A 23,432-nucleotide genomic window follows, 5' to 3' on the forward strand; every position below is an offset into this window, starting at 1 on the left:
GTGCCGCTTGGCACATCCCTTGTCTTATTTGTCCGCAAAAAGACGTCATCCATGTAGGACATTGACGTCCTCCGAACCGTAAAGGTGAATGATCACCTACACTCGCCCCATCAATTGATTTGCGATAATGACGGCTTTCTCTTCTCTCGTCAGAGATTTAAAGACGAGATCATAAGAGTGGTCAATGAGCATCTGGATATCTTGATCACTCAAGCTGCCATTGAGCGCCACCGTGTTCCAATGTCGCTTGTTCATGTGATAACCCGGTGTAATCTCGGCGAATTGCTCGCGCAGGGACTCGGCACGGAAGGGGTCACACTTCAACGTAACACTTGGACAACCGTCCGTTTCACGGAACAAAGCAAATATTTTGCCACCTACACGGAATACGGGGACATCGTCTCCGAACGGGTAGGTCAGACGAGCGCCTTGTTTGTCAAAACAATAGTCATTCCAATCCTGCATGTCGAAACATTCCTTTTCATAGATGAAGATAGTTATCTTTAGCATATCGAAAGGTTGATAGAAATGCAACGGGGCGGATTGACTTCTGTAAGTTCATTTAAAAAAATTGTCGAATTTGCTGAAAATACGGCGATAGATTTCTCTTGTTGCGGAAAGGTGGAGTTGGAGATGGAAATGGACTATCCATGAATTCGGATCGGTAGGCTGGAGAGTTTGTGGCTGTGATCAGGCATATGCTCGTCAATGTGGAAGGTTTCCGATGCGGAAGCGAAAGGGAACCGCTTGACGAAGGATGTTAGCGCATATTCTGCCTCCAGCCGGGCAAGTGGTGCGCCAAGACAGAAATGGTGGCCACTGCCGAAGGTCAAATGCTTGTCGTTGCCTATACGATGAATATCGAATTTCTCTGGATGGGCAAATTGTCTGTCGTCACGATTTGCGGAACTCATCCAAGCGATCACGATCTGCCCCTTCTTCATAGGCGGGCCGAACACATTCGTATCCTGCGTGATTGTACGATCAATGGATATGTGGAACCGGTAGCGCAGCACTTCGTCGATTGTTTGCGGGACAAGCTCGGGATGTTGGCACAGTTCATCGTAAGCAGACGGTTGATCATAGAGCAGACTATAGAAACAATTCGTTATGAGTGTAGTTGTCGTTTCATTTCCGGCACCCAAGAGGCCGATACCGGTTCTTGCGATTTCCTCATCGGTCAATCGGCTTCCTTCGTATTCTGCCATGGTCAGGTCGGACAAGATGTCATCTTGAGGGTGTGCTCGTTTCTCCAAAACAAGGGGGAGTAAATATGCTGAGAATTCTTTAATGGCCGTGTCTTTTTGAAGCTTCTGCTGCTCAATGCTCCCCCGATGATGGCCCATGAACAAAATGTTGGACCAGTGTTTGATCTGTTCCCAGTCCCGTGACGGCACGCCAAGCAGGTTGGCAATTACGGTCACAGGCAGCGGGACAGCGTATGCATTCACAATGTCCACCGTGTTCTGTGATTGCATGTTGTCAAGTAATCCATCGACGATTGCTTGAATTTTCGGTTTCCACTGATCCAAGCTGCGTGGAACGAATGCTTTGGCAATAAGCGCACGGCGCTTACGATGTATCGGCGGATCCGAGAGGGTCAGGCTGATACCGCTGTTATCCCTCGGAACGGGGACGATACTACGCTCGCGAACGCTGGAGAAGAGTTGATGATCCGAGAGAACTCGTTTTGCATCCTCATAGCGGAATACATTCCACACATCCTGCTCTGCGTCGTAATAGACAGGGTTCTTTTCACGCATATGCTGGAACCAGGCATACGGATTCCACAACTGCTCTTTCGTGTTGAACCCAGTAATCTCATGAATAAAAATTTCACCCTTTGTTATCAATTGATTTACCTCCTCCGTAATTGTATAGCTGGTCGTTAAGAGTTTCGATCCAGTTCAGTTCGCTTTGAAGCTTCTTGATCAGGAATTGAAACGTGCTCAGGGCGAAAGGTTTGCCTTCGGTGAGTGACTGTCCTTGGGTAATGATTTCGAGTTGGCTGCGAAGATAATCGGTTCGGGCGTTCAAAATCGCCTGCTGTTCGGGAACCTGCAAATAATCGAACAAACTAACGCGAACAATGAATTCATTCTCATGAGCTGCAAATTCCGGAGGGAATTCCCGCAGCAGCTTATGGAACATCTTTTTTCCTAGCTCAGTAATGGCGTACATGTGGCGGGAAGGCTTTCCAGACTGGGTATCCACTTCCTTCGTAATGGCTCCCATCTGTTCGAACTTGCGAAGGGAGGGATAGAGCATGTTGTTGTTGACGCGGATGGAGTCGGCGAACAGACGCTCCAACTGCTTCTTTACCTCATAGCCGTGCTTGGGCTTAATCATGAGATGATGAAGCAACAATATATCGATGTACATATGTCCTCCTGTTCGTATATAAATTAGAGCATAGGTTATTTTAACCTATGCTCAGGGATAATTGATCATATGCGGCTTAGTAAATGTAAATACATGTAAAAAGTGTGAATTATCTATTTGTCGGGACGATACACCATGCAGTATTGTTGGGATACGCTGTTCCCGGGCATTGGGATTGTATCCACCACTTCGAATCCATAATGTCCATACAAGGAAATGTTGCTCGGGTTATGTGTCTCCAGCGTGCAAGGAATGCCACGCGCATCGCACTCAGAGAGCAAGGGCCTCATTAATTGGCTGACGAAACCCTGGCCGCGGAATTGCGGCTGCACGACAAGCATGTCCAAATGGATATAATCCTGCTCGTTCAGTTCGGATATCCAGGCGGAGCTCATAGAGTTAAGCGTTGACAATCCACGTATAAATTGATGGATGCTGATATAACGGCACATCGGGATTGATTTGATAATTGCACAAGCAATTCGGTACAAGTACTGTGCATGTGAGAACCGGGACACTCCTGTCCGCTCAGAACGGAACACGAGGGCAACGGCTTCAAGCTGTTCGGACGTTGCATACAGGTCGGCTTCCTGATACAGCATGGCAATATAGTTGCGGAAGAAGATGATGAGCACCTCAAGGCGGGTTGTCCGCTCCGGAAGCATGTGCTCATATAGCGGGTCATCCATGAAGCCTTGCGCAAGGACGACGGCAGCTTGGCGGATATCTGTGCGGCGTAGTTTTACGTAGTTGGGTTCGGAAGTTCTGTTCGTTGTAACGTTAGCGTGACTTGCTCTTGAATTACAAATGGTTCCACCTCGGATCATGATTCAATGTAAATAAGGCTCCACGTTAGGCTTTCCTTGCTTGTTCATTTAGTCGGCCGAATTTCGGAAACCTCCTGTCTATCGTACTGCTGCGCATTCGTCTAAGTCAACGCATGTGCCCTTACTCCCGTTTGCCGTTGTGGATGAAGTTCGAGTGTGCAGCAGGTTGAATGATATCCCCTAATATAGTAAATAAGCCGTGCAGGACTCCTTACCGCGATTGAATGCGGCTTCGGGATCTTTTGCGCGGCTTTTCTTTTTTTATTTGTTAGTGCTGTGCTGCTTTCCTGGCAAGCTCGAACCCGGGTTGCCTTCGCCATGGCGCTGCTGGTTGCGCTTTGCCTTCTGCTGGTCTTCATGCAGCTTATCCACGAATTGCTTGGTGTCTTCCATTGAACAGATCCCTCCTTGTTAGGCACTCCTTGATACTATAACCGGTTGAAGGGAAAATCATGTCCACATAAGTCGTATTTATTGTTGAATTGCGGCTCCTGTTACTTGTTCCTCGTTGTCAAATAGATGATGCCTAAAATAGCGGCATAGGTATAGGTGAACACCCTTGAAGTCATTTTCATGGTTTCATCATCGGTAAATAGTTGGATGAAAAATTAATGCCCAGAACGATGCCGAAACCGATGTAAACTCCTTTGTAAAATTCGGAGTAAATCCCCGTCTTTTTATTCGCTCTATCTGGCTGCTCCCTATCGTCCCTTATTCTGAGTAGGAGCATCATAATTACGAAATATAAAATGGCGCCAGAAACGGCAATCTCCTTTGTGAGAGGATTGGGGATGAAAAAGTACGCAAAAACGGCAAATGCTACGATGACCGCCAACAGAATGTAATTGACTGTAGTTTTTTTCAATTTAAATCACTCCTGTTTGAGCCGATCCGAATTTCGTTGAAGTGGAAAAAGCTCTTGCTGCAATCGAAAGAATACCTGATGATGTCATTGAGCGCGGTCCGGAAGCGATCATGGAGTGGTTCAATACGAACACGGAATTTCGCGTCTCCGAGTATCAAACGAGCGGAATTGTTGGTTGCACATCTGCAGTAGGATTAGCCATAGCAGCTCTTGTTTTTGCACCAGCTAAGATTACCAAAATAAAAGACGCCATTAAGGCAGCTGGCGGAACTGTGAAATTCGTGACAAAAGTGCTGGAAACCTACAAAGTGGCCAAAGGAATGGGCTTGTCTACGATGGAGGCTATCAAAATGGGTGTGCAAGAGCGGTGAGGTCTATTTTTATTCGATCAAATCACACTCCCTCCTTTTTTACTAGATCATATTATTACACTGTCTCTATATGACTCCTAACAAATTTCGTGAAAGATAGAATCTGATGGTTACTCATATGATATGTGATCGTGCAGTATAAAGCAAAATGCCAGGTGCATGGCCCTAAAAAAGAGCTATTCTGCTTTATACGTTGTATAAAGTGAATAGCCCTATGCGGTAGGTGAAGATAAATTGCAAAGCAAATTAACAAGTTACACAATTGTCTCGTTCAGCCATTGCTCCATTGTGTGGCGTCGCGATAAGGAGTGTCTCTGGGCATTCACGATCGCATCCATCGCATGGAATGGGGAACGTGGAGCCTCTTCTTGCGCGCGCTCTCGCATCCATTGCAGTGTCTCCGGATGTCGGGAGAAGATCGACAACTGCGCAACCAATTCTTCTGCATCCTCCGCACAGCAGGCAACCCCGCTGCGCAGCAAGTAGCGAATGTTATCCTGTTCTTGACCAGGAAGCGGCTTATAGACGAGCAGTGGCAGCTGTTGGACAACTGCCTCGGAGGTAGTAACACCGCCGGATTTCGTAATCATTAGGTCGGACATCGCCATATATTCGTGAACAGGCTTCACATAGCCTTCAATACGAACATGCAGCGGGCTGGATTCGGCCCAGCGTTCCAATTGTGAACGAAGCTTATCGTTGCTGCCGCAAATGATGATAAATTGCATATCCTGTGCCCATCCAGCTTGCTCAATGACATCCAACATGGATGGATCCATCAAACCGCAGCCACCGCCCATCAGGAGAACGGTCAGCTTGGAGGAATCAAGTTCATACTTCTTGCGCAGTTCTGTCTTCGAATACGATTCATAGAAGGCGGGACGAACCGGAATTCCCGTCACCTGAATGCGGGATTGAGGAACACCCTGCTCAATCAATTGCGTCTTGGCATCTTCAGAGCCAGCTAAATATAAATCTGTATAAGGATGCAGCCAGAAGCTGTGATCTGTATGGTCAGTAATGACCGTGACAGCTGGGCAATCAATCATGCCGCGCTCCTTCAGCTTCGATACTGCTGCACTGGCAGCAGGGAACGTACTGACAATGACAGTTGGCTTCATCTGCTCTACGAGCTTTATCAGCGGGCGCAAGCTTGTGAAGCGGACTCCCTTCAATAACTGTGCTAGTTTACGATCCTTGCGAGTCATATTGAACAAATACCCGTACATGCTAGGGAACAGCTTCACCCATTGTACGAAGCAATACGTGCCGACACTGTGCAAGTGAGGAGATACCTGCTCCATATAATCAACAACGTGTACATCTGCTTCTGTGCCGTACCAACGTTCAGCCGTTTCTTTAATTGCTTGTGCAGTCTGCATATGGCCGTGGCCTATCGAGCCTGATAGTACAAGCACCTTCGCCCTGCCCGGTGTGGACGGTGCTTCCATCCGTTCGAACATGTTCATAACACTCCTTCGCCGTAGTTGAGTCTTCGTCTATATATTCGATTGCGCTGAGCTGCCAATCGTTTCCTTGTTATCTGGTACTAATATCGTATCCTAACTCCTCATTCATGAAAATGGCCCTCAGTTCGGTTATATCCTAGACCTGAGTCGGGCATGCTGTCCGGACTCTTTTCCAGTTCCATCCGCTATTGGTCCTATTTATGGGGGTTTTTAGCTTTTTTTATTACTTACCTTTTCCAATGGGATTTGACCCAAAATTAAGTAATTGTTCTATAATGAACGAGAAGGTCTGAGAAAGGTGTGAGTCTGGCATGCAGCATAAGCTGTTGATCGTAGAAGATGACGCTTCTATTGTAGAAATGGTATCGGATTATTTGAGTAGGGAAGGATTTTATGTAGTGACCGCAACCAATGGTGAAGAAGGCATGGCCAAGTTCACCTCTGACACATACGATATGATGATTGTCGATCTGATGATGCCGAAGCTAGATGGATTTGAGATGATTAAGCTTGTTCGAGAGCGGAGCGCAATCCCTATTCTCATTATGTCCGCGAAGGACAGCGATGTAGACAAGGCACTCGGACTTGGCTTCGGCGCAGATGATTATATCGCGAAGCCCTTCTCGATGATAGAGATCTCTGCGAGAATCAAGGCAGCAATTAGACGCGCTACGAAGTATGTTCAGATCGATACGGTGAAGCCAATGCCCGAACAGAACGTCATTCAGGCAGGTCAACTGCTCATCGATCTTGATAATTATCTTGTACAGAAGCAAGAAGAAACTATGAAACTCACTTCCAAAGAATTCGATATTTTAAAGTTATTCGTAACCAACCCGAATCGTGTGTTCACAAAAGCACAAATATATGGATTTGTATGGAACGATGAATACTATGGCGATGAAAATGTCATTAACGTTCACATTCGCCGGCTGCGGGAGAAGATAGAGGACGATCCGTCGAATCCTACCCATATTAAGACCTTGTGGGGGATCGGCTACAAGTGGGAAGGTTGAGCAATGATGATAACGGGCCTTTTATCTATATGTATGGTAATCCTGTTGATCGTAGTCTACACGCAGCATGTGAATCATTCAAGACGCAATCAGCAATTAACAGAAATTCAAAAAAAGCTGGAACAAATTCATCGAACACAATCTGCGGAGAAGCTCCTGCTGTTCACGGATGATAAGCAGATTATTGGGGTCATTGAACAAATAAATGAATTACTGGTCGATCATGAGAAGGCACTGGCGAATTATGCGAAGACGGAGATCGCGATGAGGAAGATGATATCGAACATCTCTCATGATCTGAAGACCCCGCTTACCGTTGTACTTGGTTACTTGGAGACGCTGAATCTGAGCAGTGAGCGCATCAGTGACGAAGAACGGAATCGCCTGCTCACACGGGTGCATGGCAAGACGGTAGAAGTAATCGAGCTTATACATACCTTTTTTGATTTAGCGAAGCTAGAATCTGGGGACAAGCATGTCGAGCTGACTCGAGTCGATATGAGCGAGCTATGCCGCAAAAATATTCTCCAATTTTATGAGCGGCTTACAAAGAGGGGGTTCGAGGTTGATATTCAGATTCCGGAAGCTTCTCTCTATGCGAGAGGGAATGAAGACGCACTGGATCGCATGCTGAACAATCTCATCTCTAATGCGATAGAGTATGGGGCTGATGGCCATGTGCTGGGCATAGCCCTGCGCAGTGATGATGCGCATTTGTTCGTTGATGTGTGGGATCGTGGCAAGGGGATTCCAGAACAGCACCAAGACCGTGTTTTTGAGCGCATGTATACACTGGAGGATTCCCGCAACAAAAATTATGAAGGCAGCGGATTGGGGTTAACGATCACGAAGCGGCTCGCTGAATCAATGGGCGGTTCGATAGAACTTCATAGTAAGCCGTATAAAAAAACGATTTTTACAATTAAGCTCCTGCGAATGTCTTGAGGTATTCTACAAGAAACCGGTCAGTGCTGGCTGTGAATGAATAGACGGTTCAGGTCTGATGACGTCGAAGGAAGGGTCACGAGGTTCGAAGAGATTTTGCTGTGCTGTAACCAGTATGGCACTCTGCGGACCTTATTTGTATGTCAAGACAGAAAGAACGTAAGGAATTCGTAAGGATTAGGTAAGAAATAAGAAATAGCTAATCGATACAATGAAGACATCAGAAGAGATGAGAGGGGTAAATGAAATGACCTTCCTTGTACGGACGCATCGATTGACGAAGAATTATCAAGGCAAAGATGTCGTATCGAATGTGAGCATGAATATTAAGAAGGGCGAGATATACGGATTCCTTGGCCCCAATGGGGCGGGGAAGACAACGATTATGAAAATGATGACGAATCTCTTGCAGCCAACGAGCGGTGAGATTGAGATGTTCGGCGAGAAGATGACACCCTCATCCTATTCCTTGCTATCTCGCATGGGGACAATTATTGAGCAGCCAATCTTCTATGATCGTCTTACTGCGCAGGAGAATCTGGAGCTCCATTGTGAATACATGGGCTACCATAATAAGAAGGCGATTGAGGAAGCACTGGAACTGGTAGGGCTGAACGGCATCGAACGCAAGCAGGTGAAGGACTTCTCCCTCGGGATGAAGCAGCGTCTAGGCATTGCGCGGGCCATATCGATCAAGCCAGAGCTGTTGCTCCTGGATGAGCCGATTAATGGTCTTGACCCGATTGGGATTAAGGAGATACGTGACCTGTTCAAGAAGCTATCACGCGAGTTCGGTATTACGCTCTTGATCTCCAGCCACATCTTAGGGGAAATGGAGCTTGTTGCAGATACGATCGGTGTCATTAACCATGGGGTGCTGTTGGAGGAAGTGCCAATGGATCGGGTTCGGGCGCAGCAGTCCGAATTCATTGAGGTCATCACTGATAATGCGAGCAAGGCAGCCTATGTGCTTGAAGAAGTCATGCATATTTCGAATTTCCGCATTACGGACAACCGGATCATCCGCATCTATCAATCGGGGGTGTCTCAGCAAGATATTACGAAGGCATTTGTTATGAACGATGTCATGGTAGAGTCTGTCCATAAGAAGCATCATTCCTTGGAGGATTACTTTATGAAGCTGTTGAATGGAGGGGCTGCTCGTGAATAAGCTCATTCGACTGGAACTGCAGAAATTCCGGTTTGCTACCTATATACGTACGGCCATGTATATCACGATCGGGATATTCCTCTTTATTTTGCTTGGAATCTATGGAGATACACGCGATATCGCGTTCAAGAACTTGCCCGAGGTATTAGGCATCATCGATACTTTTGTGAAGGTAGCTTTCATTATTACTGCCTCGGTATTGCTAAGCCGAATGGTTATTGATGAGTTTAAGAGCAAGTCTATCACGGTCATGTTCATGTACCCGATTCCACGGAAAAAGCTCATGACAGCCAAGCTGATCATTGTGGTCTTGTACACCTTCATCGCCATTATTCTATCAAATATTGTACTAATCAGTGGATTCCTTTTATACAATTCTTATGCGCACACTGTACCCGGGACGGCGACAATAAGTATGGTTACGCATCAAGTGGCAACTAGTGTTATCAACTCCTTAGCAGCAAGCTGCTTAAGTCTGATTCCATTATGGTTCGGCATGCGCAAATATTCAGCGGCGGCGACCATTACGAGCTCCATTCTAATTGCAGGCTTTCTAGGCTCGTCGACTGGTGGATTTACCTTGTGGTCCATTATCGCAGTGCCATTTGCTTTTGCTGCGCTTGGTGTAGTGATTGGTTACTTGACGATTCGCAAGATTGACACGATCGACCTGTATAAATAAAAATAGATGCAGCGAAATACCTTGTTGTGACAGCGATGTGACATGCCCAAATTGGTGACAAATTTCAGAAGGGTTCTGGAAAAAAGGTGCAGCACATTGCGGGCTGCTTGTAAAGAGGAAAGAAGGCACAATGTCTTTTTTCTTCTTTTTTTCACTTTTTTTCGACATATTTGTGAAATTTGACACAATGTTCTTATTTTGATCAAGTAATTGCTTTATAATTGTGATAAATATCACATTGCAGCGTTTCTGTATCTGACAGAATACAACTGGAACATGTAATCAACGTCATTGATCCCGTGTTCGACGCAGGCATTACAGCCTATTCAGCATAGGAATGAGAGTATAAATAGAAAGGTGGAAGGACAACGATATGTGGGATACGATCTTATTATCGCGCATTCAGTTTGCATCGACGACGATTTTTCACTTCTTCTTCGTACCGGTATCGATTGGTCTAGCATTGCTCATCGCAATGATGGAGACGATGTATGTCGTCAAGGGAAATGAAGAGTACAAGAAGATGACGAAGTTCTGGGGGAAGCTGTTCCTCATTAACTTCGGTGTCGGTGTTGTCACAGGTATTATTCAGGAATTCCAGTTCGGGATGAACTGGTCGAACTATTCTCGCTTCGTCGGAGACGTGTTCGGTGCGCCGCTTGCGATTGAAGCATTGCTGGCATTCTTTATGGAATCAACGTTTATCGGATTATGGATATTTGGATGGGATCGCTTATCGAAGAAGGTGCACTGCTTGTGCATTTGGCTTGTAGCCATCGGTACAACGTTGTCCGCCTTGTGGATCTTGGCGGCGAACTCCTTCATGCAGCGTCCGGTCGGATTCGAGATTAACAATGGCCGTGCGGAAATGAACGATTTCTTCGCGCTGCTGACAAATGGTCAGCTGCTTGTTGAATTCCCGCATACGATTTTCGGTGCATTTGCAACAGGAGCGTTCCTCATCACTGGGGTGAGTGCTTATAAACTGCTGAAGAAGCAGGACGTTTCTTTCTTCCAAAAATCGTTCAAGATTGGTGTTATCGTAGCTACGGTCTCTTCCATTCTGGTTGCGGTCTTCGGTCACCAGCAGGCACAATATTTGATGCATACCCAACCAATGAAGATGGCGGCAAGTGAAGGCTTGTGGGAAACAAGTGGCGACCCTGCGCCGTGGACGGTATTTGCAGCAATCAATACAGACAAGCAAGAGAACAGCTTGGAATTCAAAGTTCCATACTTGCTTAGCTTCCTATCTTATAGTAAGTTCTCCGGTGAAGTTCGCGGGATGAAGGAACTGCAAGCGGAGTATGAACAGTTGTATGGCCCTGGCGATTACATTCCACCGGTGAAGACAACATTCTGGAGCTTCCGCATCATGGTTCTTGCCGGAACATTGATGATTCTGCTTGGCATGTATGGCTGGTTCTTGGCAGCGCGCAAGAAGCTGGGCAATCCGAATAAGTGGTTCATGCGCTTCATGCTCTATGCAATCTCATTGCCGTTCATTGCGAATACAGCAGGTTGGATTATGACGGAAATTGGTCGTCAGCCATGGACGGTATTCGGTCTCATGCGGACAGAAGACAGTATTTCGCCGAGTGTGTCGGGCGGTCAAGTGCTATTCTCGCTTATCGCATTCTCGACAATTTACACCGTACTTGCTATCGTGCTTGTGTATTTGTTCGTTCGTGTCATCAAAAAGGGTCCGAATGAAGTAATGAAGGCAGAACATTCGAATGACCCGTTTGATCAGGAGGGACAACATGTTATCTCTTAATGAATTGTGGTTTCTACTAGTTGGAGTGTTATTTGTCGGATTCTTCTTCTTGGAAGGCTTCGACTTCGGTGTCGGCATGTCGACGAAGTTCTTGGCCCGTACAGATGGGGAGAAACGCGTATTAATCAACTCGATCGGTCCGTTCTGGGATGCCAATGAAGTATGGCTGCTTACGGCCGGCGGGGCGATGTTCGCTGCGTTCCCGAACTGGTATGCTACGCTGTTCAGCGGATATTACACGCCGTTTGTCGTTTTGCTGCTTGCATTGATTGGACGCGGTGTCGCATTCGAATTCCGTGGCAAGAAAGAGACAGAACGCTGGAAGAAGTCTTGGGACTGGGCGATTTTCTTAGGAAGTCTGCTTCCTCCATTCCTGTGCGGGGTTGTATTCGCAGGGCTGATTCAAGGCTTGCCGATTGACGGCCAGATGGAAATGAAGGCTGGACTGTTCGATATGGTGAATGTGTATACATTGCTTGGCGGGGTAACTGTTACGGTACTGTGCCTCGTGCATGGCTTGATGTTTACAACGCTGCGCACAATTGGCTCCTTGCAGGAGCGCGCACGTAAGCAAGCGAAGATGCTGCTAGTGCCTTTGGCGGTATTGTTTGTTGCTTTCGGTGCTATGACGTATTTCAAGACGGATGTATTTGAGGTTCGCGGTGGGATCTTAACAGCTGTTGCTGTAGTTGGGGTTATTGTTTATGTGCTCGCTGGCTATTTCATGGCGAAGAAGCGCGATGGCTGGGCATTCGGCATGACGGGCGGAGTTATCATTCTATCGATCGCGTCTGTCTTTATCGGATTATTCCCGCGTGTTATGATTAGCTCGATTGATAAGGCATTCGACTTAACGATTCATAACGCAGCTTCTGGGCAATACTCATTGAAAGTTATGACGATTGTAGCTCTAACCTTGCTGCCATTCGTTCTAGGATATCAAATTTGGAGTTATTTCGTCTTCCATAAACGGCTTCACGAGAAGGAGCATTTAGAATACTAATGGATAAAAATTTGCTCAAGTATGATGGAGCAAGGCCGACGATGTTCATCATTGCCGTCCTTACTCTTGTGCAAACACTATCCATCATAGGTCTGGCAATCAAGCTGGCGGAGGTTATCTCCGCCTTGTTTGCCGGCGCGCCGTTGCAGGAACAAGCCGCAAATATGGGTCTGTTCCTGCTTGCGTTTACCGTCCGTCAAGTGACGACCTTGCTTATGCAGAAGGTAGCCTACAACTTCGCCGAGAAGACAGGGGTAAACTTGCGGCGTCAGTTGATGGATAAGTTGTTCCAGTATGGGCCTCGCTTCGCCAAGTCAGAAGGTACGGGCAATCTCGTAACTCTTGTGCTTGAAGGGGTCTCCCAGTTCCGCACGTACGTGGAACTGATTCTTCCTCGGATGATGGGTACGGGCATTACGCCAATTCTCATCCTACTCTATGTACTCACGCAAGATACGGCGTCCGGTATTATTTTGATTGTAACGCTGCCGATTTTGATTGTATTTCTGATACTGGTTGGGCTTGCTGCGCGCAAGCAGATGGATCGACAATGGGAGTCGTACCGCATTTTATCGAACCACTTTGTCGATGCGCTTCGGGGCTTGGAGACGCTTCGTTTTCTGGGGCAGAGCCGCAAGCACAGTGATACGATTGGGCAAGTGAGTGACAAGTACCGTTCTGCGACAATGCGTACGCTTCGTGTTGCTTTTCTCTCCTCCTTCGCCCTGGACTTCTTTACGATGTTATCCGTGGCCTCTGTAGCAGTTGGCCTGGGTCTTCGTCTTATTAATGGAGAAATGACATTGGTGACGGGGCTTACGGTGCTGATTCTAGCCCCTGAGTATTTCCTGCCTGTTCGCATGGTTGGCGCGGATTATCACGCAACATTGAACGGGAAAGAAGCTGGAAAAGCAATTGATGCGATCATTAAACATGAAACTGAAGTAGGAGAAAGTGCCTCACAGCTTCCGTCCTCTCTTACTTGGACGAAGGATAGCACAATTGCCTTGTCCGGTATAGGTGTGAAGCATGAAGCGGATGGACCGTCTTCACTGAAGGATGTAACGTGTGAGGTGACGGGGCTTCTGAAAGTCGGCATTGTCGGCGAGAGCGGGGCGGGCAAGTCTACGCTCATTGATGTGCTTGGCGGTTTCCTTCGTCCGACATCAGGACAGTTCACCTTGAACGGCGTGGATGTGCCATCGCTTGCTGAGGAAGCTTGGCGTCAGCTGACGACTTATATTCCTCAGCATCCGTATCTTTTCAACGTGTCGCTCGCTGACAATATCCGATTTTATGCGCCTGAAGCTTCTGATGAAGCAGTGGATCGCGCCCTTGCAGCCGCTGGTTTGTCTACATTGACTGCTGAGCTGCCAAATGGTCGGGATGAGCTTATTGGCAATGGAGGCCGCTCTCTTAGCGGCGGACAGGAGCAGCGTGTGTCGCTTGCTCGTGCATTCCTGAGCGACAGACCGATTATGATGTTGGATGAGCCTACGGCCCATCTGGATATTGAGACAGAATATGAGCTGAAGCAGACGATGCTATCGCTGTTCGAAGGCAAGCTGGTCTTCCTTGCGACGCATCGCCTACATTGGATGGAAGATATGGATTGGATTATCGTCATGGATCATGGAAAGGTAGCAGAGGCAGGTACGCACCAGGAGCTGCTTGAACGCCAAGGCGTGTATTACAGTATGTTGATTTCGCAGCAGGAGGGGATATCGTGACACGTGAACAGAATCAATGGCTGCGCCCTTATTTGCGGCGCTACTGCGGTCGCTTCGCGCTCATTATTTTCCTCGGCATGCTGACAGTACTGTGCGCGAGTGCGCTCATGTTCACCTCCGGATTCTTGATATCCAAATCAGCTGCACGTCCGGAGAACATTCTCATGGTGTATGTACCGATTGTGCTTGTGCGCACATTTGGTATTGGCAGAGCCGTCGTGCATTATGTAGAGCGGCTTGTAGGTCATGATGCCGTGCTTCGTATCTTATCGAAGATGCGTGTTCGCCTGTACCGGATTTTGGAGCCGCAAGCTTTATTCATTCGTTCCCGATTCCGCACAGGGGATGTGCTTGGCGTGCTGGCAGATGATATTGAACATTTGCAAAATGTCTATGTACGTACTATTTTTCCGAGCATTGTCGCGATTGTAATGTATGCGGCAGGGATCGCAGCCCTCGGCTGGTTCGATCTCCCGTTCGCACTGCTGATGGCACTATATATTGCCGTACTCGTCTTCATTCTGCCATGGATATCGCTATGGTTCACACGTCGGAAGCACCGCCTAATGAAGCAGGAGCGCAGCGGGCTATATCGGAAGCTGACGGATGCGGTACTTGGTATGAGCGATTGGGTTATTAGCGGCCGAGCTCCCCAATTCGTCGATTCGTATGAAGCGGATGAGGCGCGAGTGGCCCGTATAGACCGAGATTTACGGATGTGGGCGCGGTGGCGGACACTCATTGCCCAGTCTGTCGTCGGCTTGACGGTCATTACGATGGTGTACTGGGCTGGCGGTCAAGCGGCTGATGGGAATATGCCTGCCGTCATGATTGCGGCGTTCGGCCTTGTTGTATTCCCTCTAATGGACGCCTTCCTGCCGGTATCGGAAGCAGTAGAGAAGCTTCCTCAGTATGAAGATTCGTTAGAACGCCTGTCGGGCATGGGAGAGGCTCCTGTGGAACAAACTGTCAGCAGTGCAGCGAATGTGAAGCCAGAGCTGCTGCAGCAAGCGCGCGAGTCTACCCATATCCGCTTGGATCAAGTCAGCTTCCGGCATGCAGGATCGGCCTCCTTAACGATTGATGGGGTATCACTTGATGTGCCACAAGGCAAGAAGATTGCGCTTATCGGACGCAGCGGTGCCGGTAAGTCCACATTGTCTACCTTAATTCAAGGTGCACTTATGCCGGAGTCCGGCAGCGTCATGATCAATAGTGTTCGCGCTGACGAGTATGGTGAGCATATCCCAGAGATTCTGTCTGTGCTAAATCAACGTCCACATCTATTCGATACGACAGTGGCGAACAATATTCGTCTAGGACGGCGCAGTGCCTCGGATGAAGAGATTCGTCAGGTAGCGGAACAAGTGAAGCTGGATACACTTATTGCTTCTCTCCCGAGAGGGTATGATACGGCGATGATGGAGACCGGACAGCGCTTCTCCGGAGGGGAGCGGCAGCGTATCGCGCTGGCGCGCGTACTGCTTCAGCGTACGCCAGTCGTCATCCTCGATGAGCCGACAGTTGGTCTCGATCCGAAGACGGAGCGGGAGCTGCTGGCGACCATGTTCGAGACGATGAAGGGCAAATCGCTCATCTGGATTACCCACCATCTTGTTGGTGTTGAGCAGATGGATGAGATCGTATTTATCGAAAATGGTCAGGTGGAAATGCGTGGTACGCATGCCGAGCTTATGGAGCAGTATCCGCGCTACCGCAACTTGTATCATTTAGATCGCCCAGGCAAAGGGTTACTGTAATCTTCATAGCGTTTGAGGCTTTGTTTTTTATGCTTCTATAATAGAAGAATTAGAAAAAGTCAGGATAGCATCAGGGTGAGACTCTGGTGCTATTTTTTCAATATGAGTACTTTCTTTGCTATCGTTCCCGATGTTTTTCGTAAACAGGAAGGAAGATGGACAGGGTGATCGAATTTCTAATGAAGGAGATTGATAACGGTTTAAATAGGGTAATAAATAAGTAGCATTGAACTGCAGCTCGGCATTTACCTGAGAATGAGAAATGAATACTTCGCCTTATTTAACAGCATAATGAAGAAGGTATGTCTGAATTATGACCCAATTGAGAAAGAATATCATTTTCATATTATAATTATTATAAAATAGCTTGACAGATTGAATCGTTTAGTTAATAATAATTATTATAAAGTGTGTTCCCGAGTGTGTTGTTACCGACATGCTCTAAATAAATCATAAATCAAAGTAGAGGAGATAGTAACTATGTCACTTATCGGAAAAGAAGTACTGCCATTCAAAGCAAATGCATTCCAAAAAGGTCAATTCATCGAAGTTACAGAAGAGAACTTCAAAGGTAAATGGAGCGTAGTGTGCTTCTATCCAGCTGACTTCACATTTGTCTGCCCTACTGAGCTCGAAGACTTGCAAAACCAATATGCAGAGCTGAAGAAATTGGGTGTTGAAGTGTACTCCGTATCCACAGATACACACTTCACGCACAAAGCTTGGCATGAAAGCTCCCAGGCTATCGGCAAAGTTGAATATATTATGATCGGCGACCCATCCCATATCGTATCCCGCAACTTCGACGTATTGATCGAAGAAGCAGGTCTTGCAGACCGCGGTACGTTCATTATCGACCCAGATGGAATCATTCAAGCAGCTGAAATCAACGCTGGCGGCATCGGTCGTGATGCAAGTGCTCTTATCAACAAGATCAAAGCGGCACAATATGTTCGCAACAATCCAGGTGAAGTTTGCCCAGCGAAATGGCAAGAAGGCGGCAAAACATTGAAGCCAAGCCTTGACCTCGTGGGTAAAATCTAAGGAGTGTCCTTACAATGGCATTAGATCAAGATATCAAAGCACAACTAGAACAATATCTCCAGCTTCTTGAGGGAGATATTGTTCTCAAGGTCAGCGCTGGCTCTGATGATGCGTCTTCGGAGATGCTGTCCTTGGTGGAGGAACTCGCTGGCATGTCGTCTCGGATTACTGTGGAGAAGACACAGTTGTCCCGCACTCCAAGCTTTAGTGTGAACCGTGTAGGTGAAGATACAGGCGTTACTTTTGCCGGTACTCCGCTCGGACATGAGTTTACCTCTTTGGTATTGGCTTTGCTGCAAGTGAGCGGTAGAGCTCCTAAGGTAGAGCAGAGTGTGATTGATCAAATTAATAACATTCGCGGCGAATATAAGTTTGAAACTTATATCAGCCTGAGCTGCCATAACTGTCCGGATGTTGTGCAGGCGCTGAACTTGATGAGCATTCTTAACCCTGGCATTTCGCACACGATGATTGACGGTGCCGTATTCAAGGAAGAGGTAGAGAGCAAGGATGTTATGTCTGTCCCTAGCGTATACCTGAACGGCGAATTCTTCGGCGGCGGACGTATGACCGTTGAAGAAATTCTGGCTAAGCTTGGTACTGCTCCAGATGCATCCGAGTTCGATAATAAAGAGCCATTCGATGTTCTTGTTATTGGCGGTGGACCATCAGGTGCAAGTGCGGCGATTTACGCAGCACGCAAAGGGATCCGCACAGGTATCGTTGCAGAGCGCTTCGGTGGTCAGGTCAACGATACGCTCGGCATTGAGAACTTTATCAGTGTGAAATACACGGAAGGTCCTCAGCTCGTAGCGAATATTGAAAATCAAGTGAAAGAGTACAATATTGATGTCATGAAGCTTCAGCGTGCAAAACGCTTGGAGAAGAAGGACCTTATCGAAATTGAACTCGAAAACGGTGCTGTACTGAAAAGTAAGACCGTCATCGTATCGACAGGTGCTCGTTGGCGGAACGTAGGCGTCCCTGGTGAAGCAGAGTTCAAGAACAAAGGGGTAGCTTACTGCCCGCATTGTGATGGACCTCTGTTCACAGGCAAGGATGTGGCAGTCATTGGGGGCGGCAACTCTGGCATAGAGGCAGCAATCGATCTTGCGGGTATTGTAAAACATGTGACGGTACTTGAGTTCGCTCCAGAACTGAAAGCCGACGCTGTATTGCAAGACCGCTTGTACAGCCTACCGAATGTAACGGTATTGAAGAACGTGCAAACATCTGAAATTACCGGTACAGACAAGGTTGACGGCATTTCCTATATCGATCGCGCTACAGGGGAGACGAAGCATGTTGAGCTGCAAGGCGTATTCGTACAAATCGGTCTTGTGCCGAACACAGACTGGTTAGCTGATACCGTTGAGCGCACTCGCATGGGTGAAATCGTAGTAGACAGCCATGGTGCAACAAGCGTACCTGGTGTATTTGCAGCCGGCGATTGCACGAATAGCCCATACAAGCAGATCATCATCTCGATGGGATCTGGTGCTACAGCAGCATTGGGTGCATTCGATTATCTCATACGCAATTAATCGATATCATCATGAATAGATACGCTTCTTGCCTCGTGGCAGGTCAAGCGAGCGGCGGCCCTCATTTCTTACATGAAGTGGGGGCTGTTGTTATTTGCCTATCAATACGGGACAGAGAGCTTTACAGGATTTAGGGTTGATTCGTTGTAATGTTGTAACTATAATGGTTACATGTATGTAGGTTGAAATTGACATATCTTGTATTGTTGGTTGCAGCCGTGATTACGATTGAAGAAAGGAATTGAAAAACCATCTATGAGTATACCTGTGCAACACAGTAATACGGCCTCAGCCATGTCTGCACCTACTCGGAAGCAGAGGCTGTCCATGGCCGTTATTCTTGGATCGATGACAGCGATTGGTCCGTTGTCGATTGATATGTATCTGCCTTCTTTGCCGATGTTGGCGAGTGACTTACAGACGAGCACTTCCTTCGCGCAATTGAGCTTAACTGCCTGTCTCATGGGCTTAGCTCTTGGTCAGTTGATGCTGGGACCCCTCAGTGACGCAAGAGGGCGCCGGAAGCCGCTAATCCTCTCACTCGCCATTTACGTGATAGCTTCTATTCTATGTGCTGTTGTTCCGTCCATAGGGGGCCTGATTGCTCTCCGCTTCATTCAGGGCATGGCTGGGTCTGGAGGCATTGTCATTGCCCGTGCCATGGTGCGCGACATGTATTCGGGCAGTGAACTGACGAAGTTCTTCTCCCTGCTCATGCTTATTAACGGTTTGGCTCCAATATTAGCGCCGATTGCTGGAGGGCAGCTGCTTCAGTTTACGACTTGGCATGGGGTGTTTATCGTGCTCGGCTTGCTCGGTCTGCTTATGATGATCGCCGCATGGTTCGGTTTGCCGGAGACACTTCAGCCTGAACGCCGTTCTACCGGCGGTCTGCGCACGACGATGGCAACTTTCCGTACACTGCTGTCCGATCGTGAATTCATGGGATATGCATGCACACAAGGCTTCGTTTTTGCTGCGATGTTCGGTTATATATCGGGATCACCCTTTGTGCTGCAGGAAATTTACGGCGCATCCCCGCAAGCATACAGCCTGTTTTTCGCACTCAATGGCCTTGGGCTCATCATTGCGACACAAATTACGGGCCGCTTGGCGTCTCGCTTCCATGAGAAGCGGCTCTTCATTGCAGGAATTGTTCAAACCGTTAGTGGTGGTCTGCTGCTCTTAGCTGCGATACTGCTGCAGGCACCGTTAATTGCAGTTGTCATCGCCCTGTTCATTGTTGTATCGAGTACAGGGGTGGTCAATACGGCAGGCTTCTCTCTAGCGATGCAGAGCCAAGGGGAGAGAGCGGGCAGCGCATCGGCTATGCTGGGCTTGATGTCCTTCATTGCAGGCTCGCTTGCTGCTCCGCTTGTCGGCATTGCTGGCAGCCATACAGCCGTTCCGATGGGTGTTGTTATTGCGTGCTGCGGACTTGGCGCGGTAATGAGCTACTTGTTCATGATTCGCAAGCGGTAACGTCATAGACTTGTATCTTGTGCACAGTTGAACTCATATCATGTAACTTTTATTTATATGTATGTCCACATACAGAAGCGCTGGAGCAAGCGGAATGGTTCGCGAAGTCTCCAGCGCTTTTTAGTTTCGTGATGGGTTGAAGGTTGTAATATGAATGCTTAGCTTATCCGGCAAGATTGTCGGTCTGCACCTTTTGCTTGGTCACATGCTCAAGCCGCTTGGATCTGCGTGACAGTTGGTTGACGGTCAAAGTAATCATGAAGGCAGATAAGAGGCTCCCGACCATCGCAACGATGAATCCAGTCATGTTATTGGATAACAGAGGCGCCATGAACGAAGGAACGTATGCGGTGCCTTGTACTTCGAACATTCCGACCAATAAGCCGCCCAGTCCTGCGGATACGATAGCACCGCCGAAGATGAATTTGTTCGAGAACATGAAGGGATACGCTGCTTCTACGAATGTGCCGAACCCGATATTAATCAGAAAGCCAGGTACGGCGACGGCTGCTTCTCCCTTATCGCGAGGGGCAATTATATTCGCTAACGTGATACCGGCAGACACCATGACAAGTCCAGCCATGTCTACGGCTCCAAGGAAGCTATTACCGGTCCGCTCCATTTCGAGCAGGACAATGGGCAGGATGGCTGCATGATATACACCGCCTAGAATGGCAGGCCATATGAGCAGTCCAGCGAGCAGTCCGGCTAGTATTGAGCTTGTAGATACAGCTGCTTCCAGCAGCCAGCGAATACCTTCACCGGCTTGAAGGGCGATCGGAGCAACCATGAAATAGACGATAAGCCCAGAAATTAAACCGGAGAGTCCGCCGGCGACAATGTTGACAGTTGTAGCAGGGAAGCGCCACTGTACACATTTACGAAAGAGAACATGCCCGAGCAGTCCAGCCCCAATCCCCCCAATGATTCCTCCAATAATGCCGCCCTCGACGGACATGACTCCGGCGATGATACCTGAGACGATGGATACCTCATCGAGATCCGAGATTTGCTTCGCTGCAATAGCTGCCAGAATGATAGGGAGTGCTTTAATCATAATGTCGAATATCTCGCTAAGTCCGGCCAGAGCAGGGATTTTGCTTAAGGCAAGTAGCAGTGCCATCGCAATAAAGCCGGGCAGAGAGGCGAGCATAATGCCGCGAATGCTAATACGTCTCCAAGGCGAGTCCTCTCCTGTTCTGCCAGATGAGGCATCAGCAGTTGCGCCGATAATTGGCCGATAGGTCAATCCCCAATGCTGACATAGTGTGGTCACGAACGTGACTGCTCTTGTACGATTCGTCGTTCCGGTCGTGCCAGACACGGCCAGCACATTCGCTCCCTTGGCACTGGTGAGAGCCATGGACGTGCCGCCAGTTCCTGTGATCGGCAGATTCATATCTATCGCTGCTTCCACGGCATATGCGTTGGTGCGGGTAGGATCTGCACTCATCATAATGAGTGCGCCAATACGACCCTGGCGAATCTGCGCCGCAATATCTTGATCCAATTGCGTGGCAACCTGATTGATCTCATCTAGTGATCCTTCTGCAAGTGGCTTCGGAGTCTGGAGCGACTCATCCCAGCCATACAGGGCAGCCTGCGTAGAGCCTTTGGCGTTGTCCATTGATGCGTCTGCGCCAACGAACTGAATCGCTCCACAGCCGATCCCAGCACTCTCCAATTGGATGACAAGTTCTTGGAGTAGTTTAAGAGGGTCTTTGCCTCCTAAGTTATATAGGTTGCCTCCGCTGCTTCCGATGATTGCGATTGTTTTTGCCATAAACGATCCTCCTGTCTGCGGTGAAAAATCTTTTTTTTCTATATTATAGTAAAGTGGTAAATGGTTGAAGTAACAATCTATATGGCATGGAAAAAAGAGGAATAATTAGCCTCATTTCAATAAAAAAATAGGCAAATTGTGCAATGAGGAATGATGGAAAGTAAGTCAGGGTCATCGGAGTGTTGCCGCGGTTTGCTAAGAGGGACGCAGGTAATAGAATAAGGCTGCTTGTCTCCAGGTAGAGATCGTAGAGACATGCAGCCTTAATGAAGGGAATAATCGAGAGATAGAATGAATTAAAATTCAAGTCCCAGCACGGCAGGAATGCCTTCTTCGTAGTAATGCTTCACGGGCTGAATTTCCGATACGAGATCTGCAATTTCCATGATTTCCGGACAAGCTGAACGTCCTGTTATCACGATGTTCAGATGCTCGTGACGATTCTTAATTACTTCGATGATCTCAGCCCTTGGCAGAACATCATCAATCGGGAAGCTTGTAATTGCAAGTGCGTTGTTCAATTCATCCAGTACGATGAGATCATAATCACCAGACTGGATTTCCTGCTTCGCAATCGCCCATGCCTGCTTGAATGCTTCACGATGCTCCTCCGGTGTCTTCAGCCAAGTAAATCCGATCCCCAGCTGTCTTACTTCAACACCCAGCTTCTCCAGCGAAGCCTGTTCTCCGTAAGAGCGCTTGGGACTCTTGATGAACTGGAGTATCAGTACCTTGAAGCCATGTCCAACCGCTCTGACGCATAGCCCGACTGCTGCTGTCGTCTTCCCTTTGCCATCACCTGTATATACGAGCGTCATTCCTCTGGTTCGTGTCGCCATGTTGGCTGTCCCTCCTGTATGAGCCGGCATGCATCTTTCCAGCGTGCTGGCATAATCTTGGTAGCATATATTACTTCCATAGTATCACTGAGGGGAAGGCCTGTCGACTGAGAGGGAGGGGATGAACCGACTGGCGGTTTAACTGGCTGAATGCACGGCAATACTGGAAAGCAGAATCTATGGCTGTCGGCGGAAAGCCAGCAGCACAACAAGCAGGCATGCGATCAACTGCAGAAGCGAGGAAGGACGTCTATGGATCAGCTGCAAGCAAGCTTACAACGCAATCTGGATTATATTCGGACGAAGCTCGGCAATAGCTCTGATATTGTGATTCGTGAATTGCGAGTTGGGGGCAAGGGCGAGCAAAGAATCGCATTAATATATACGGATGGACTAGTCGATCAGGCGATTATTATCGACTTTATGATGGAGTCGCTCTTGGGTGACAGCCAAGTTTTGCAAGGTGATAATTCCACGCAACAATCAGATTCGGCTGCATCACAAGGCTCCATGGGCGCAAACGGTACGCCGGATTGGTCGGGAGGATCGGGTGCTGCATGGTCTGGATATGCACCAACTTTTGCTTCCACTAGCGGAGTTCAATTCAGTTCACAATTTAGCTCACAACAAGGAACACAACAAGGTTCGCAACAAGGAACACAACAAGGTACGCAACAAAGTACGCAACAAGGAACGCAACAAGGTTCACAACAAGGAACGCAACAAGGAACGCAACAGGGCA

General features: G+C 48.0%; 22 protein-coding genes. 13 read left to right on the forward strand and 9 right to left on the reverse strand.

From position 1 onward, the window contains the following. Nucleotides 1-96: 96 nt before the first annotated feature. The 6 genes from BP95_RS0122825 to BP95_RS0122850 all read right to left on the reverse strand — a co-directional run bounded on the left by BP95_RS0122825 (nt 97) and on the right by BP95_RS0122850 (nt 4,074). Nucleotides 97-465: an MmcQ/YjbR family DNA-binding protein gene (locus BP95_RS0122825; protein ID WP_021257342.1), complete on the reverse strand. Its 369-nt coding sequence runs from the start codon at nt 463-465 to the stop codon at nt 97-99. A 179-nt stretch (nt 466-644) separates the two neighbouring features. Continuing rightward, on the reverse strand, nt 645-1,853 hold the full coding sequence (locus BP95_RS0122830) for a cytochrome P450 (RefSeq protein WP_036667509.1): 1,209 nt from the start codon (nt 1,851-1,853) through the stop codon (nt 645-647). Further along, nucleotides 1,837-2,382, reverse strand: coding sequence for a PadR family transcriptional regulator (locus tag BP95_RS31175; RefSeq protein WP_051614173.1), 546 nt, complete (start codon nt 2,380-2,382; stop codon nt 1,837-1,839). Before BP95_RS31175 ends, BP95_RS0122830 begins: the two co-directional genes overlap by 17 nt. Before the next feature lie 113 nt (nt 2,383-2,495). Beyond that, nucleotides 2,496-3,209 carry a GNAT family N-acetyltransferase gene (locus BP95_RS0122840; RefSeq protein WP_021257339.1) on the reverse strand — a complete coding sequence of 238 codons (714 nt, stop codon included), beginning with the start codon at nt 3,207-3,209 and terminating at the stop codon, nt 2,496-2,498. A 261-nt stretch (nt 3,210-3,470) separates the two neighbouring features. Then, on the reverse strand, nt 3,471-3,602 hold the full coding sequence (locus tag BP95_RS32735) for a DUF4023 family protein (RefSeq protein WP_021257338.1): 132 nt from the start codon (nt 3,600-3,602) through the stop codon (nt 3,471-3,473). Between the two features lie 178 nt (nt 3,603-3,780). Beyond that, nucleotides 3,781-4,074 (reverse strand): hypothetical protein, encoded by a 294-nt coding sequence (locus tag BP95_RS0122850; protein ID WP_028533335.1) that lies wholly within the window; start codon nt 4,072-4,074, stop codon nt 3,781-3,783. Between the two features lie 41 nt (nt 4,075-4,115). Here BP95_RS0122850 and BP95_RS31180 point away from each other — a divergent pair, with 41 nt between their 5' ends. Further along, nucleotides 4,116-4,445, forward strand: a complete 330-nt coding sequence (locus tag BP95_RS31180) for a hypothetical protein (protein ID WP_231515177.1) — start codon at nt 4,116-4,118, stop codon at nt 4,443-4,445. A gap of 254 nt (nt 4,446-4,699) precedes the next feature. Here BP95_RS31180 and BP95_RS0122860 read toward each other — a convergent pair whose 3' ends face one another. Beyond that, nucleotides 4,700-5,908 (reverse strand): MGDG synthase family glycosyltransferase, encoded by a 1,209-nt coding sequence (locus BP95_RS0122860; RefSeq protein WP_021257335.1) that lies wholly within the window; start codon nt 5,906-5,908, stop codon nt 4,700-4,702. 317 nt (nt 5,909-6,225) lie between these two features. Between BP95_RS0122860 and BP95_RS0122865 the strand changes: the two genes are divergently transcribed. The 11 genes from BP95_RS0122865 (at nt 6,226) to BP95_RS0122915 (ending at nt 20,068) form a co-directional block, all read left to right on the forward strand. Next, on the forward strand, nt 6,226-6,930 hold the full coding sequence (locus tag BP95_RS0122865; protein ID WP_021257334.1) for a response regulator transcription factor: 705 nt from the start codon (nt 6,226-6,228) through the stop codon (nt 6,928-6,930). Between the two features lie 9 nt (nt 6,931-6,939). Continuing rightward, nucleotides 6,940-7,875: a sensor histidine kinase gene (locus tag BP95_RS0122870; protein WP_090514494.1), complete on the forward strand. Its 936-nt coding sequence runs from the start codon at nt 6,940-6,942 to the stop codon at nt 7,873-7,875. A 247-nt stretch (nt 7,876-8,122) separates the two neighbouring features. Then, nucleotides 8,123-9,046: an ABC transporter ATP-binding protein gene (locus tag BP95_RS0122875; protein ID WP_021257332.1), complete on the forward strand. Its 924-nt coding sequence runs from the start codon at nt 8,123-8,125 to the stop codon at nt 9,044-9,046. Next, nucleotides 9,039-9,728, forward strand: a complete 690-nt coding sequence (locus BP95_RS0122880) for an ABC transporter permease (protein WP_028533336.1) — start codon at nt 9,039-9,041, stop codon at nt 9,726-9,728. The genes BP95_RS0122875 and BP95_RS0122880 overlap by 8 nt, the downstream gene beginning before the upstream one ends. Before the next feature lie 373 nt (nt 9,729-10,101). Continuing rightward, complete coding sequence (locus tag BP95_RS0122885; protein WP_028533337.1) at nt 10,102-11,505, forward strand: cytochrome ubiquinol oxidase subunit I; 1,404 nt, start codon at nt 10,102-10,104, stop codon at nt 11,503-11,505. Beyond that, nucleotides 11,492-12,508 carry a cytochrome d ubiquinol oxidase subunit II gene (cydB, locus tag BP95_RS0122890; protein WP_021257329.1) on the forward strand — a complete coding sequence of 339 codons (1,017 nt, stop codon included), beginning with the start codon at nt 11,492-11,494 and terminating at the stop codon, nt 12,506-12,508. Before BP95_RS0122885 ends, cydB begins: the two co-directional genes overlap by 14 nt. Continuing rightward, nucleotides 12,508-14,238 carry a thiol reductant ABC exporter subunit CydD gene (gene cydD, locus BP95_RS0122895; RefSeq protein WP_028533338.1) on the forward strand — a complete coding sequence of 577 codons (1,731 nt, stop codon included), beginning with the start codon at nt 12,508-12,510 and terminating at the stop codon, nt 14,236-14,238. The genes cydB and cydD overlap by 1 nt, the downstream gene beginning before the upstream one ends. After that, on the forward strand, nt 14,235-15,998 hold the full coding sequence (gene cydC, locus BP95_RS0122900) for a thiol reductant ABC exporter subunit CydC (protein ID WP_028533339.1): 1,764 nt from the start codon (nt 14,235-14,237) through the stop codon (nt 15,996-15,998). The genes cydD and cydC overlap by 4 nt, the downstream gene beginning before the upstream one ends. Before the next feature lie 480 nt (nt 15,999-16,478). Then, complete coding sequence (gene ahpC, locus BP95_RS0122905; RefSeq protein ID WP_021257326.1) at nt 16,479-17,042, forward strand: alkyl hydroperoxide reductase subunit C; 564 nt, start codon at nt 16,479-16,481, stop codon at nt 17,040-17,042. 14 nt (nt 17,043-17,056) lie between these two features. Continuing rightward, entirely contained in the window at nt 17,057-18,586 is a 1,530-nt protein-coding gene (gene ahpF / locus BP95_RS0122910; RefSeq protein WP_021257325.1) for an alkyl hydroperoxide reductase subunit F, read from the forward strand. 255 nt (nt 18,587-18,841) lie between these two features. Further along, nucleotides 18,842-20,068 (forward strand): multidrug effflux MFS transporter, encoded by a 1,227-nt coding sequence (locus BP95_RS0122915; protein ID WP_081819960.1) that lies wholly within the window; start codon nt 18,842-18,844, stop codon nt 20,066-20,068. A 163-nt stretch (nt 20,069-20,231) separates the two neighbouring features. Here BP95_RS0122915 and BP95_RS31185 read toward each other — a convergent pair whose 3' ends face one another. Both BP95_RS31185 and BP95_RS0122925 read right to left on the reverse strand, forming a co-directional pair. Beyond that, on the reverse strand, nt 20,232-21,851 hold the full coding sequence (locus BP95_RS31185; RefSeq protein ID WP_021257323.1) for a putative phosphotransferase system component: 1,620 nt from the start codon (nt 21,849-21,851) through the stop codon (nt 20,232-20,234). A gap of 296 nt (nt 21,852-22,147) precedes the next feature. Next, entirely contained in the window at nt 22,148-22,690 is a 543-nt protein-coding gene (locus tag BP95_RS0122925) for a cob(I)yrinic acid a,c-diamide adenosyltransferase (protein WP_021257322.1), read from the reverse strand. Between the two features lie 252 nt (nt 22,691-22,942). Here BP95_RS0122925 and BP95_RS31190 point away from each other — a divergent pair. Beyond that, the coding region (locus BP95_RS31190) for a spore germination protein (RefSeq protein ID WP_139170725.1) at nt 22,943-23,432 on the forward strand (490 nt) is incomplete at its 3' end.

This window comes from Paenibacillus sp. UNC217MF (assembly GCF_000686865.1).
Classification (GTDB): Bacteria; Bacillota; Bacilli; order Paenibacillales; family Paenibacillaceae; genus Paenibacillus_B; species Paenibacillus_B suaedae.